At 69.2% G+C, this 13,093-nt stretch carries 14 protein-coding genes; 11 read left to right on the top strand and 3 right to left on the bottom strand.

Annotation, left to right across the window (positions count from 1 at the left end):
- Positions 1 to 16 precede the first annotated feature (16 nt).
- From GGQ80_RS16005 to GGQ80_RS16055, 11 genes are all read left to right on the top strand, one after another.
- On the top strand, positions 17 to 604 hold the full coding sequence (locus GGQ80_RS16005; RefSeq protein ID WP_183986701.1) for a DNA-3-methyladenine glycosylase I: 588 nt from the start codon (positions 17 to 19) through the stop codon (positions 602 to 604).
- An 83-nt stretch (positions 605 to 687) separates the two neighbouring features.
- A complete protein-coding gene (locus GGQ80_RS16010; protein ID WP_183986703.1) occupies positions 688 to 849 on the top strand; it encodes a hypothetical protein in 162 nt (53 codons plus the stop codon).
- A gap of 94 nt (positions 850 to 943) precedes the next feature.
- Positions 944 to 1,264 (top strand): hypothetical protein, encoded by a 321-nt coding sequence (locus tag GGQ80_RS16015; protein WP_183986705.1) that lies wholly within the window; start codon positions 944 to 946, stop codon positions 1,262 to 1,264.
- A 41-nt stretch (positions 1,265 to 1,305) separates the two neighbouring features.
- Entirely contained in the window at positions 1,306 to 1,680 is a 375-nt protein-coding gene (locus tag GGQ80_RS16020; RefSeq protein WP_183986707.1) for a CsbD family protein, read from the top strand.
- A gap of 7 nt (positions 1,681 to 1,687) precedes the next feature.
- A complete protein-coding gene (locus GGQ80_RS16025; RefSeq protein ID WP_183986709.1) occupies positions 1,688 to 3,196 on the top strand; it encodes a PAS domain S-box protein in 1,509 nt (502 codons plus the stop codon).
- Positions 3,193 to 3,345, top strand: a complete 153-nt coding sequence (locus tag GGQ80_RS16030) for a hypothetical protein (RefSeq protein ID WP_183986711.1) — start codon at positions 3,193 to 3,195, stop codon at positions 3,343 to 3,345. Before GGQ80_RS16025 ends, GGQ80_RS16030 begins: the two co-directional genes overlap by 4 nt.
- Before the next feature lie 2 nt (positions 3,346 to 3,347).
- A complete protein-coding gene (locus tag GGQ80_RS16035; protein ID WP_183986713.1) occupies positions 3,348 to 4,229 on the top strand; it encodes a hypothetical protein in 882 nt (293 codons plus the stop codon).
- 66 nt (positions 4,230 to 4,295) lie between these two features.
- Positions 4,296 to 4,436, top strand: coding sequence for an entericidin A/B family lipoprotein (locus GGQ80_RS16040; protein WP_183986715.1), 141 nt, complete (start codon positions 4,296 to 4,298; stop codon positions 4,434 to 4,436).
- A 97-nt stretch (positions 4,437 to 4,533) separates the two neighbouring features.
- The gene (locus GGQ80_RS16045) at positions 4,534 to 6,105 is read left to right on the top strand and encodes a Na+/H+ antiporter (protein ID WP_183986717.1); all 1,572 of its coding nucleotides are present in this window, start codon (positions 4,534 to 4,536) and stop codon (positions 6,103 to 6,105) included.
- A 135-nt stretch (positions 6,106 to 6,240) separates the two neighbouring features.
- On the top strand, positions 6,241 to 7,530 hold the full coding sequence (locus GGQ80_RS16050; protein ID WP_183986719.1) for a M10 family metallopeptidase C-terminal domain-containing protein: 1,290 nt from the start codon (positions 6,241 to 6,243) through the stop codon (positions 7,528 to 7,530).
- Positions 7,531 to 7,545: 15 nt separating this feature from the next.
- On the top strand, positions 7,546 to 8,706 hold the full coding sequence (locus GGQ80_RS16055) for an alpha-hydroxy-acid oxidizing protein (protein ID WP_183986721.1): 1,161 nt from the start codon (positions 7,546 to 7,548) through the stop codon (positions 8,704 to 8,706).
- On the opposite strand, the gene GGQ80_RS16060 is transcribed toward GGQ80_RS16055, so the two are convergent.
- From GGQ80_RS16060 to GGQ80_RS16070, 3 genes are all read right to left on the bottom strand, one after another.
- On the bottom strand, positions 8,698 to 9,498 hold the full coding sequence (locus tag GGQ80_RS16060; RefSeq protein ID WP_183986723.1) for a SirB1 family protein: 801 nt from the start codon (positions 9,496 to 9,498) through the stop codon (positions 8,698 to 8,700). The genes GGQ80_RS16055 and GGQ80_RS16060 overlap by 9 nt on opposite strands.
- 63 nt (positions 9,499 to 9,561) lie before the next feature.
- The gene (locus tag GGQ80_RS16065) at positions 9,562 to 11,589 is read right to left on the bottom strand and encodes a hybrid sensor histidine kinase/response regulator (protein ID WP_343051077.1); all 2,028 of its coding nucleotides are present in this window, start codon (positions 11,587 to 11,589) and stop codon (positions 9,562 to 9,564) included.
- Between the two features lies 1 nt (position 11,590).
- Positions 11,591 to 13,078, bottom strand: a complete 1,488-nt coding sequence (locus GGQ80_RS16070; RefSeq protein ID WP_183986725.1) for an ATPase domain-containing protein — start codon at positions 13,076 to 13,078, stop codon at positions 11,591 to 11,593.
- Between the last annotated feature and the right edge of the window lie 15 nt (positions 13,079 to 13,093).

The raw sequence follows: 13,093 nt of genomic DNA on the forward strand, positions 1-13,093 counted from the left end.
GGACCGGGCCGCCGCCATGTCGCACGATCCCCGCCTCCCCCGCTGCCGATGGGCCGAAAGCGACCCGCTGCTCGCCGCCTATCACGACACCGAATGGGGCGTGCCCGAGCATGACGGCCGAGCCTTGTGGGAAAAGCTGATACTCGACGGCTTTCAGGCGGGGCTCGCCTGGATCACGATCCTGCGCAAGCGCGACGCCTTTCGCGCGGCGTTCGCTGGGTTCGACCCCGTCACCGTCGCCCGGTTCGACGAGGACGACATCGAGCGACTGCTCGGCAATGCGGGCATCGTCCGATCACGCGCCAAAATCGAAGCGACGATCCGCAACGCCCGCGCCTATCTGGCGATGGAGGCGGCCGGCGAGGATTTCGCGACCTTCGTCTGGAACGCGGTCGGCGGCCGGCCGATCGTGTCCGACGGCGGCCCGCCGCGCAGCCGCTCGCCCGAGTCCGAGGCTTTGTCGACGGCGCTGAAGAAGCGCGGCTTTACGTTCGTCGGCCCGGTCATCGTCTATGCTTGGATGCAGGCGTGCGGGCTGGTCGACGATCACGAGGCACGCTGCTTCCGCCGCTTGCCCGACCACGCACTAGCCGAGATACCATAGGCTGGTACTTTTACATCCGTGCGCACCCCATTGCGGCTCTGCTAGCCTTGCTGGCGGAGTGGAGAAGCATCATGGCGACGAGCATGTTCTTGGAAACTGAACGGGATTATCTGGAGCAGCGCAGCGCCTGGCATCGGCGGATGGCCGAGCGCAGCGGCGGCGCGGCCCAGCGCAGCCTGCACGAGCGCTTCGCCTCGCTCTATGCCGCCCGCGCCCGCGCCCGCGGCGAGGTAGGTAAAGACTAGTAGGCTCCTGCAAAAATACCAGGAACACTAATCACTATCAAAAGTTAGTACGGCCGGATCGGTCGCACGAATGCACCGGTTTAAGGAGAAACCGGTGAAATTCCATGTCCTTGCCTTGGGCACGGCGCTGTGCGTCGCTGCCTGTGCCGCCCCGTCCCAGCGTATCGCGATGGGGCTCGAGCGTTACGGCCTCGATGCCCAGCGCTCGCAATGCGTCGGCGATCGGCTGCAGCGCAACCTGTCGCTCGGCCAGCTGATGCAGCTCGGCGATGCCGCCAAGGCCTATCGCCGCGACGACACCACGCCGGGCCAGCTGACCGTCAGCGACCTGATCTGGGTCGCCGGCGAGATCAAGGACCCGAAGGTCCCGCTGGAAGTCGGGAAGGCCGCCGCCGGCTGCGGCGTCATCGGCTGACCGCCGACCCTCCTACGCCTTCCCCTCGCAGGAGCGCAGACATGAACAAGCACGAAATCCACGGCGGCGCGCGCTACGTCGGCGGCAAGATCGAAAAGACCGTCGGCGACGTCGTCGAGAGCCGCGACTGGCAGGTCGCGGGCGTCGTCGATCAGGTGGCCGGCGGTGCCGAGAACCTGTACGGCCGCGCCCAGTCGGTAGCGTCGGACGTCGCCGAAACGGCGCCGGGCGTGATCGAGCATGCTCGCGAAAAGACCAGCGACGCGCTGCATCAGGCCGCCGACGAGGTACGCGTCCGCGCCGACTCCGCCGCGCAGGCGGTCCGTGGCAACGAAGGCGTCGCGATCGCGGCGGCGACCGCGGCCGGCCTCATCGGCTATGCCCTCGCGTGGCTGATCCACGGGCGTCGCGACTGAGCGTCCCGTGACCCAGCCGCTCACCTCGCTGCGCGACACCGTCGCGCTTCGCCACCTGCGTCAGATCGTCGCGGGATTGGACGAGGGCGTGCTGCTGATCGATCCCGATCAGAGCCTGCTCTGGGCCAATCCGGCCGCCCTGGCGATGCATGGTGTCGAGCGGCTGGAAGACCTAGGCGCGACGGTCGACGATTATCGCAAGCGCTTCAAGCTGCGCTATCGCAACAATCATCGGCTGTCGGCGGACGACTATCCGGTCGAGCGCGTCGCCGCAGGCGAAGCATTTTCCGAGGTTGTCGTCGAGGTCATGGCCGCCGGCGACGACGAACCGCGCTGGGTCCATCAGGTGCGCAGCCTGGTCATCAACGAGGAAGACGACGGCGCGCCGTCGTGCGTCGTGATGGTCATCCAGGACGTGACCGCGCAGTTCGAGGCGGAGGACCGCTTCGAACAATCGTTCAACGCCAACCCCGCCCCCGCCGTCATCTGCCGCCTGGCCGATCGGCGCTTCGTCAAGGTCAACCAGGGTTTCCTCGACATGACCGGCTACGCCAAGGATCAGGTGCTGTGCCGGACGGTCTATGAGATCGACGTCTTCCACGGCGCCGAACGCATCGACCTCGCCAAGGAGCGGCTGGCCGAGGGACGGACGATCCCGCAGATGGAAGCCGAGCTTGCCTTGCCGCAGGGCGGCACGAAGCTGGTGATCGTCGCCGGCCAGCCGATCGACATGGGCAATGAGCCCTGCATGCTGTTCACCTTCGCCGACCTCGAACCACGGCGGAAGGCGGAGGCGGCGCTGCGCCACAGCGAGGAACGCTTTACCCGCACCTTCGAGATGGCGCCGGTGCCGATGGCAATCGGCGCACGCGACGGCCATTTGCTGTGCGAGGTCAACGCCAGCTTCTGCGCGCTGACCGGCTTCGATTCGACCGAGGTCGTAGGCCGGTCGCTCGGCGACCTGGGCCTGTGGGCGAACGACGAGGTTCGCACGTCTATCGAGGCGCTGCTCGACGACGACCAACCGCTGCGCGGGGTCGAGGCGCGGCTCGGCACCAAGGACCGCGGCGAGATCGACTGCATCGTGTCGACCGAGCCGATTACGCTGGGCGACGGCGCCTGCCTGCTGTGGGCGTTCCAGGACATCACCCAGCGCAAGGCGACCGAGATGGAACTGGTCGAGGCGATCGAGGCGGTGATGAAGGACACCAGCTGGTTCAGCCGCTCGATCATGGACAAGCTAGCCCGGCTGCGCGCGCCGTCACCCGACGACCATGGCGTCGGCATCTCCGCCCTCACCGCGCGCGAGCGGGAAGTGCTGGCGCAAATCTGCCGCGGCCTGGACGACAAGAGTATCGCCCGTGCGCTCGGCGTGTCGGGCAATACGGTGCGCAACCACGTCGCCCGCATCTACGCCAAGATCGGCGTCAATCGCCGGACCGCAGCAGCGGCCTGGGCGCGGGCGCGCGGCTTCGACGGCGACTCGTTCGCCCCAACCCGGGAGAAATCGGCATGAGCGAGGATCCCGTCACCCGCCGCGCCAAGGCGGCGGCGAGTGAGACGATCGGCAAGCTGATCGGCGACGACGATGCGATCCGCAAGGGTCGCAGCGAAAAGCGCGCCGCGAAGCCGAAAACCAACAAGACATCACAGAAACAGGAGTGAATATGGCTACCAACGTGACAACCGGCATGGTGCCGATCGAGAACGGCGCAATCGTCCGTGCCGGTCGCCGCGTTTCCTGGGGCGCGATCTTCGCAGGCGTCGTCATCGCCGTGGCGGTGCAGCTGCTGCTCGGCATCCTGGGCGCAGGGATCGGCCTGTCGATGGTCGATCCGGTCGAGGGCACGACGCCGGGCGCGGCGGGCTTCGGCATCGGCGCGGGCCTCTACTGGCTCATCAGCACCGTCATCGCGCTGGGCGCGGGTGGCTATGCCGCCGCCAGCGCGTCCGGCGTGAGCGACCGCTTCGACGCGCTCATCCACGGCCTGGTCGTGTGGGGCGTGACGCTGATCCTGACGCTGTACCTGCTGACCACCGCGGTCGGCGGTATCATCGGCGGCGCGTTCCGCACCGTCGGCACGGTCGCCACCGCCGCCGGCTCGACCGTCGGCGCCGCGGCGCCGCGCGTCGCGCAGGTCGCCGGCGTCGATGCCAACGACGTGCGTCAGGAAGCGTCGCGCTACCTGTCCGATGCCCCGGCCGATCCCGCGCAGATGACGCCCGAGCAGGCCCAGGCCGAGATCGCGCGCCAGCTGCCGGCGATGGCCCGCGGCGGCACCGACGGCGCTCGTGCCGAGAGCCGCGTGATCGACATCGTCGCCGCGCAGCGCAAGATCAGCCGCCCCGAGGCCGCGCAGCAGGTCGCGCGCGCGAAGGCCGATTTCCAGGAGACGAAGACCAAGGCGATCGCCACCGCCAAGTCGGCCGCCGACGCTGCGGCCGGCGCCGCCGCGAGCACCTCGTTCGTTCTGGTCCTGGCGCTGCTGGTCGGCGCCGCCGCTTCCGCCTTTGGTGCAACGACGGCCCTCCGCCGCCGGGTGCGCTGAGTACCGGCGGCGGGCCCGGCGTATCGGGGTCCGCCGCCACGTTCACGAAATGACAGGAGAAGACCCATGACCGGCAAGCTTGCACTGGCCACGGCACTCATCGGCGCGCTGGCGCTCTCCGCCTGCAACACCGTCGAGGGTGCGGGCAAGGATCTGAAGTCCGCGGGCAGCGCCGTCGAGAGCGCCTCGGGACAGAAGGGGAAGTGACGGCCCCGCAACGGCGGCAGCCCCTCATGCCCCCGTTGCCGGCCTGATCGGCGCCTCGTATCCCGCCTTCGGGCGGGATACGAGGCGCATTGTCGTTATGCACGTCTTCGAACTCATCCTCGTCATGCTGTCGGCGGCGCTGGCGCTGACCGTCGCGGCCCGCTGGCTTCAGGTCCCTGCGGCAGTGCTGCTCGTCCTCGGCGGGATGGTGCTGGCGTTCGTGCCCGCGCTGCCGCACCTGCGCCTCGATCCCGAACTGGCGCTGGCGCTGTTCCTGCCGCCGCTGCTGCAGGCAAGCGCGCTGCGCACCGACTGGAACCTGTTCAAGTCGAACATCGTCTTCATCGTCAGCCTCGCCTTCGGAGCGGTGCTGTTCACCGCTGGCGCGGTCGCCTTCGCCGCGCGCGAGCTGATCCCCGGCCTCGGCTGGCCCGCCGCGATCGTGCTGGGCGCGATCGTCGCTCCGCCCGACGCCGTCGCCGCCACCTCAGTCCTCAAGCGCTTTCGCCTGCCCAAGCGCATCGTCGCGGTGCTGGAGGGCGAAAGCCTGGTCAACGATGCCTCGGCGCTGGTGCTCTACAAGCTGGGGATCAGCGCTGCGCTGCTCGGCTCGATCGGCACTGGCGAGGTGGTGGGCTCGTTCGCCCTCACCGCGCTGGTCGGCGTTTTGGTCGGCCTCGCCGCCGGCAAGGCGGCCAACTGGCTGATGCTGCGGCTGAAGGATCGCTTCCTCGAGATCATGGTGTCGTTCCTGGCGGGCTTCGTCAGCTATCTCGTCGCCGAATGGATCGAGGGATCGGGCGTGCTGGCGGCGGTGGCGTGCGGCGGGCTGATCGGCCGTGCCCAGCTGCGGCTGGCGGCACGCACCCGGCTCCAGGCGGTCAGCGCGTGGGAGCTGGTCGAATTCATCCTGGCGAGCATGGTGTTCCTGCTGGTCGGGCTGCAGCTGCGCGAGATCGTCGACCGGCTGACCGAGTACAGCCTGACCGAGCTGTTGCTGCTCGGCGGCGCGACGTCGGCAGTGCTGATCGTCGCGCGCATCGTCTGGGTGTTCGTGACCTTCTACCCCGCGTCGGCGCTCGTCGCGGTGATCCGGGGCGAGCCCTTCAGCCCGCCATTGAGCTATCCGACGATCATCTCCTGGGCCGGGATGCGCGGCGTCGTCAGCCTGGCGGCGGCGCTGGCGTTACCGACCAATTTCCAGGGTCGTGACCTGATCGTCTTCCTCGCCTTCTGCGCGATCTTCTCGACGCTGGTGATCCAGGGCACGACGCTGAAATGGCTGATCGGCTGGTTCGACCTGCGCGATCCCGACATCGGCGAAGTCAACGAGGCAACGATCGCCGCGCGCGAGATCGTCGCTGCCGCCATCGCCGGCCAGGGCATCGACACGCAGGGCGCGACCACCACCGACGAGGTGCTTCGCCTGTTCCGCGAGCGCAAGGCCGCGGCGACGCGCGCCGCGACGGGCACCGACATCGACCGCACCCGGCTCGAGGCGATGCTGCGCCGCAAGCTGGAGGGCATCCAGAGCGCCCGGCTCCAGCTGAAGGAACGCCGCGACCAGCTCGACGGCGAAACGCTGGCGACGCTGACCCGCGAACTCGATCTGGAGGAGGAACAGATCCTGCTCGCGATCGGCGACACCGGCGAGGCCGAAGCGCTGTAGGATCGCGCCGCCTCCCTCGGGTTGCGGCACAGCATATGATCCGGACGGCATGGTGCGCCGCGACCGCAACTGGCGTTATGATCGTCGAAGGCCGGCGACAGACAAAGCGCAGACGCGGCGGCCGGGGAGAGATGCATGTCGACGACACTGCAGGAGCTCGTCTATTTCGGCGCGGCGTGGCAGCTGCTGAACAAGGAGGCGTCGGCGCCGCCGATCCTGCTGCGCGGCGGCTGGGGCGAGGCGCGGATCGAGCGGTCGGACGACGGCCTGTTCTTCGGCGGCATCGTCGAGAAGCGCGACGCCGCCGGGCGCGTGACCGACGTGGTCCTCGCCTTCGCAGGGGCCGAGGGTGCGAGCGATTTCGTTCAGGGCAATCTGATCGGCGCCGGCATCATCAGTCCCGAAGCGCTTCGCTCCGCCGCGCTGTTCGAAACGCTGTGGAGCGATCCGCGCTACGCCGGCGCGACGCTGCACGTCACCGGCCATTCGCTGGGCGCCGGATACAGCCAGGTCGTCGCGGCCGAGGCGATCGCGGCGCATGGCCAGGCGGCGGTCGCAGCGCGCGCGGACTTCACCGGCTTCGGCGTGCCCAACTGGGGCGTCCATGCGGAAACCCATTATGGGCTCGATCCACACACGCTCGACGCCTTCTTCACGGGCTATAGCGCGCGCAACGACCCGACGCTGTCGAACGGCGGCACCGATCGCGTCGGCGTCGCCTATCTGCTGCCGGCCTTTACCGGGCTCGAAGGCGCCGGCGCCGCGCTGAACCCCGTCGCGGCGCATTGGCCGACGACCTATGTCGACGGGCTCGGCCTGCCGGGATGGCTGTCGGCCAGCGAGCAGGCGGCGATCGAGACCGATCTGGCGAGCGGCTTCGTCTCGGGCCTCGCCGATCCGCGCGATCCCCACTACGGCCCGCCGGGCACGCTCGACCTGACCGTCGTCGGCAGCGGCGCCGGTGACGTCCTGACGGGGATGGCGGGCGACGACGCGATCGTCGGTGGCGGCGGCCGCGACGTGATGCGGGGTGGCGGCGGCGCCGACCGCTTCGTCTTCGTCTCGGCGAGCGACAGCGGGACCACCGCCGCGACCGCCGATCGAATCCTCGATTTCGCGAATGGCGACCGCATCGACCTGTCGCTGATGGACGGCAACCAGGCGCTACCGGGCCAGCAGGGTTTTTCCCTAATCGCAGGCCCAGCCTTCACCGCGCCGGGTCAGGTGCGATCGTGGATCGCTGGCGGGACGACCTGGGTCGCGGGGAATGTCGATGCCGACCTCGCCGCCGATTTCCTGATCCGTGTCGACGGTGTCCACCGGCTCGACGCCGATGCCTTCGTCCTGACGCCCGCACCGCTGCTCGGCCAGCTGCTCGACCACGTCGGCGATCAGCAGCCGTTGCTGTTCACCGTCCTGCCCTGACGGTCGCGCCACGACGTGAGGGGACTGGACCGCGCCAACAACATCGCCGACCTGCGCCGGCTGGCGCGCCGGCGGCTGCCCGGGCCGATCTTCGACTATATCGACGGCGGCGCCGACGACGAATGGTCGCTGCGCCGGAATGCCGCGGCGTTTTCCGATTACGAGCTGCTGCCCGACGTCCTCAGCGACGTGTCGTCGATCCGCACCGCGACGACGATCTTCGGCCAGCCGTCGCAATGGCCGCTGATGCTGTCGCCGACCGGCCTGACGCGGATGTTCCATGCCGATGCCGAGCTTGCCGTGGCGAGGGCGGCGGCACGGCACGGCCTGGTCTATGCCCTGTCGACGATGGGGACGACCCGTCTGGAAGACCTCGCCCATGCCCATGCCGGTCCCAAGATATTCCAGATCTACATCTTCAAGGATCGCGGGCTGACCGCCGAATTCGTCGCCCGGTGCCGCGATGCCGGCTTCCACGGCCTGGCGTTGACCGTCGACACGCCGGTGGCGGGCAATCGCGAGCGCGATCGGGTCAGCGGCCTGTCGCTGCCGCCACGGCTGACGCTGCGCTCGCTGCTCAGCTTCGCCGCGCACCCGGCCTGGTCGCTGCCCGCGCTCGGCGGATCGAAGTTCGACCTCGCCAACGTCAGCCACAAGCTCGACGTGCTGGCGGGCGGGCCGATGAGCCTGTTCGACTACATCGGCGGCCAGTTCGACCGCTCGGTCTGTTGGCGCGACGTCGAGTGGCTGGCGCGCGAGTGGGGCGGGCCGCTCGCGATCAAGGGCGTGATGACGCCCGACGATGCCCGGCGATCGATCGCGTCGGGCGCCACCGGGGTGATGATCTCCAACCACGGCGGGCGCCAGCTCGACGGCGCCGCCGCCCCGGTGGACCAGATCGCCGCCGTGCGCGATGCCCTCGGCGCTGCGCCCGACGTCATCTGCGACGGCGGCATCCGTCGCGGCACCGATGTCGTCAAGGCGCTGGCGCTGGGGGCGACCGCCTGCTCGATCGGTCGCCCATACCTCTATGGCCTGGCTGCGGGCGGCGAGGCGGGCGTCGACCGCGCGCTGACGCTGCTGACCGACGAGATCGCGCGCGACCTGGCGCTGGCCGGCATCGCCGACATCGCCACGCTGTCGCGCCGCCACGTCCGGCGCGCGCGGTCAGTCTGACGACAACGCCGCCAACAACTGGGTCACGCGCTGGCGCAACACCGTATCCCGCGTGATCTCCAGGATCGCGCCCAGGCTGGCGCGCCCCGCCGCGACCTCGCCGTCGACCAGCTCCAGCCGCGCCCGCTCCCACCAGCCATGGGCATAGTCGGGGGCGACCACCGTCATGCGCGTGTACAGGTCGAGCGCGCGGCGCCCCTTGCCCGCCGCCTCGGCGCGCGACGCCTGGTTCTGGAGCAGGCGGACCAGGACGGCGCGATTGGGCATCGCCGCGACATGGGTCACCGCCGGCCCGTTCGCCGCCGCCGCCTCGACCAGTGCGCCGAGCCGCTCGGCACTGACCCGCGCACCGCCCGCAAACGGGTCGACGATCACCGGCGCGGCTTCGCGCCCGATCAGCACCAGGACATGGCCGGGCACGTCGAGGATGTCGGCACTCCAGCCCAGCCGCCGCGCCAGCGCCACCCACAGGATCGACAGGCTGACCGGCAGCCCGCGACGCCGGTCGATGACGCGGATCAGGTCGGCGTTGGCGGGATCGTCATAGGTCTTGGCATCGCCGCCGAAGCCATATTCGCCCGCCAGCACCTCGGCGAGCGCATCGGCCCGCTCGACCGCGGTCTCGGCATCGGCGCCGATCGCATCAAGCCGCGCCTCGATCGCATCCAGCTCGTCCCAATAGCCGGTCGGGTCGGCCTCCGGGTGATCGAGGCACGCCAGTACCAGCGCTGCCTCGTCCAGCTCGATGTCCTCGTCGTCGAGCAGGCCCAGGCGGTTCAGGTCGTCACTCATCGCCGCAAGATGGGAAGCGATGCGCGATTTGGGAAGCCGGCATCGCTGATACCGGCCGCCACCTCAGCGCTGGCGAAAGACGACGACGTTGCTCGCCTCGCCGATCAGCCGCTCGAGCGCCGCCGCCAGGTCGGCACGGCGAAAGGGCTTCGACAGATGCGGCAGGCCGATCTCCAGATCGCCGCCGGCATAGCCGGTGATGACCAGCACCGGCAGGTCGGGCGTGTGCCGCTGGACGGCGGCGGCAAGCTGCGCGCCGTTCATCCCCGGCATCATGTAATCGGTCACGATCGCATCGAAATGCTCGCCCGCCTCCAGGCGTGCCAAGCCGCGCTTGGCGCTGTCCTCGGCGGTCACGCTGTGCCCCATGTTGCGCAGCATTTCCGCGGTCCCGTCGCGCACCAGCTGCTCGTCGTCGACCAGCAAGATCGCGAGCGGCCGGCTGACCTTCACCTCGCGCGTCGTCCGCGCCGTCGTCGGCGCGGCGTCGGCGGAGACCGGCAGGTACAGGTCGGCTCGCGTGCCCTTGCCGACGACGCTGTCCAGCACGAACGCACCGCCCATCTGCGCCGCCAGCCCGTGGACCATCGACAGGCCTAGGCCGGTGCCCTTGCCGACGTCCTTGGTCGAATAGAATGGCTCGATCGCCCGCGCGAGCGTCGTCTTGTCCATGCCGACGCCGGTATCGACCACCGACAGTCGGACATAGATGCCCGCGGCCAGCCCCGCATGCTCGTCGGGGCCAACGACCACCCGATCGGCCGCGATGCTGATCGACCCGCCATCGGGCATCGCGTCGCGCGCGTTGACGCACAGGTTGAGCAGCGCGAGTTCGAGCTGGTTGGGATCGGCGACCGCCGGCGGCAGCGTCGCCGCGGGCTGGACGCGCAGCTCGATGCCAGCGCCGATCGAGCTCGCCACCAGATCGCGCATCCCGTCGAGCAGCGCCGCGACGTCGACGGCACGCGTCTCCAGCGCCTGGCGCCGGGCGAAGCCGAGCAGCCGGCTGACCAGCAGCCGCGCCCGCTCCGCCGATTGCAGCGCGCCGTCGATCCAGCGCGCCGCGCGCGGATCGTCGGCGGCATATTTATGCTGGAGCAGGTCGAGCGCGCCGGTGATCGGCGTCAGCAGGTTATTGACGTCGTGGGCGACGCCGCCGGTCAGCTGGCCCAGTGTCTCCAGCTTCTGCGCCTCGACCAGCTGTGCCGCCGCCGCTTCCCGCTCCGCCACCGCATCGGCGATCCGGCCCTCGAGCGTATCGTTGAGTTCGCGCAGCTCGATCTCGGCGCGCTTGCGGTCGGTCATGTCCTGAAAGACGACGGCCACCTCGGGATGCCCGGTTCCCTCGACGCGAAACGCCGACAGCGCCAGGATGCGGCCCGTCGCTTCCAACTCGCGCTCGAACCGCGCCGCCTCGCCGGTCACCAGCACCTGGCGACAGATCGCGATCCAATCGTCCGCTTCGTCGGGCACCAGCTCGCGCGCGGTCTTGCCGACCACATCGACCATGCCTGCATGGCGTTCCAGCGCGGCATTGGCCTGGACGTGGACGTAATCGCTCAGCGGGCCATGCTCGCCATCGATGAAGCGGATGACGCAGAAGCCCTCGTCCATCGTGTCGAACAGCGTGCGGAAGCGTTGCTCGCTGCTGCGGAGCGCCAGCAACCGCGCCCGCGCCTCATATTGGCGGCGGCGACCGCGAAGCGCCGACCGGGCAAGGCTGATGAGCGTCGTCGGGTGGAACGGCCGCTCCAGAAACGTGACGTTGCCCAGCACGTCGAGATGCCGCGCCGCCGCCGGGTTGCGTTCCAGCCCGCCGCCGCGCGTCGTCAGCAGCACGAACGGCAGGTCGGACCATTCCTCCTGGTCGCCGAGCCACGCCGACAGCGGCGCCAGATTGGCGGTCGCGATCGCCTCCTCGGTCACGACGACGAACGCGGCGCCCTCGTCGAGCCGCCGGATCAGATCCGACAGCGATGCGCAGGCGGTCGCCTCGATCCCCGCCTCGACCATCATCGCGGTCGCAACGGCGGCGTCGCGGCCGCGCGGCGCGAGCACCAGCGCGCGCTCGGAGACTGTCGACCGCTTCACGTCAGGCCGATTCGCGCTTCAACAGGACGGCGTCGCCGACCAGCGTCGGCACACCGCGCAACACGCCCTGGAATTTGGTCAGTGGCTCGCCAAGCGTCATGCCGCGCCCACCGATCTGGTACTCGCGGATCGTATCCTCGTGAAAGCCCATTCGCTTCTTGACCACCGATATTGCCCGGCGGACGCGTCCGGCCGCCTCGAAATAGCGCAGCAGGATCACCGTGTCGGCCAAATAGGTAACGTCGACCGGCGATCGCATGTCGCCGACCAACCCATGCTGCGCCACCGTCAGGATCGTGGTCGCCCCCCGCCGGTTCAGATATTGCAGCAATTCGTGCATGTGCAGGATCAGTGCCTGCTCGCCGGGCATCGATGCCTGATAGCCGTTGAGGCTGTCGACGACGACGGTACGCGCGCCCGCGACCTCGACGCACTGGCGCACCCGCTCGGAAAATTCGCCCGGCGTCAGTTCAGCCGCGTCGATCTGTTCGAGCACCAGCTTCTTGCTGTCGACCATCGCCTGAAGGTCGATGCCAAGCCCCAGCGAACGCTGGATCAGCATGCCGACCTCTTCGTCGAAGACGAACATCGCCGCCGTCTCACCACGCTCGACCGCGGTCTTGACGAAGGTCAGCGCAAGGATCGACTTACCCGTGCCCGCCGGCCCCAGCACCAGAAGGCTCGACCCGCGGTCGACACCGCCGCCCAGCAGGCCGTTCAGCTCCGCCGAATCGGTCGTCAACATGTCGCGGTCGAACGGGTGGCGATGCTCGGCCGACACCAGCCGCGGAAAGACGCGGACGCCGCCGGTTTCGATCGCGAAGTCGTGATAGCCGCCGCGGAACCGGCGTCCGCGATACTTGGTCACGCGCAGGCGCCGCCGATCGCCGCCATATTCGGGCGCCAGCTCGTCGAGCCGAACCACCCCGTGCGCGATCGAATGCACCGTCTTGTCGTTCACGTCCGACGTCAGATCGTCGAGCATCAGGACGGTGACGCCGCTGCGCGAGAAATAATGCTTCAGCGCCAGAACCTGGCGGCGATAACGAAGCGAGCTCTGCGCAAGCAGCCGGATTTCCGACAGGCTGTCGAGGACCACCCGTCTCGGCTTGATCCGTTCGAACGCCTCGAAGATGCGTCGCGTCGTCTCGCCCAACTCGAGGTCGGAGGAATAGAGCAGGCTTTGCTGCTGGTCCTCGTCGAGCAGGTTTTCGGGCGGCACGAGTTCGTAGATTTCGATGCCGCTCATGTCCCAACCGTGCGATCGCGCGGTTGCGAGCAATTCGTCCTCGGTCTCCGACAGCGTGACGTAGAGGCAGCTTTCATCGGCCGCCGCGCCCTGCATCAGGAACTGCATCGCGATCGTCGTCTTGCCGGCGCCGGGCGCACCTTCGAGCAGATAGGTTCGACCGCGTTCGAGGCCACCGCCCAATATGTCGTCCAGACCGTTTATGCCGATCTTCGCGTCTTCGGCCCGTTCAGCCACCATCGATCGTCCCGCCCG

The organism is Sphingomonas jinjuensis, assembly GCF_014197105.1.
GTDB lineage: Bacteria > Pseudomonadota > Alphaproteobacteria > Sphingomonadales > Sphingomonadaceae > Sphingomonas > Sphingomonas jinjuensis.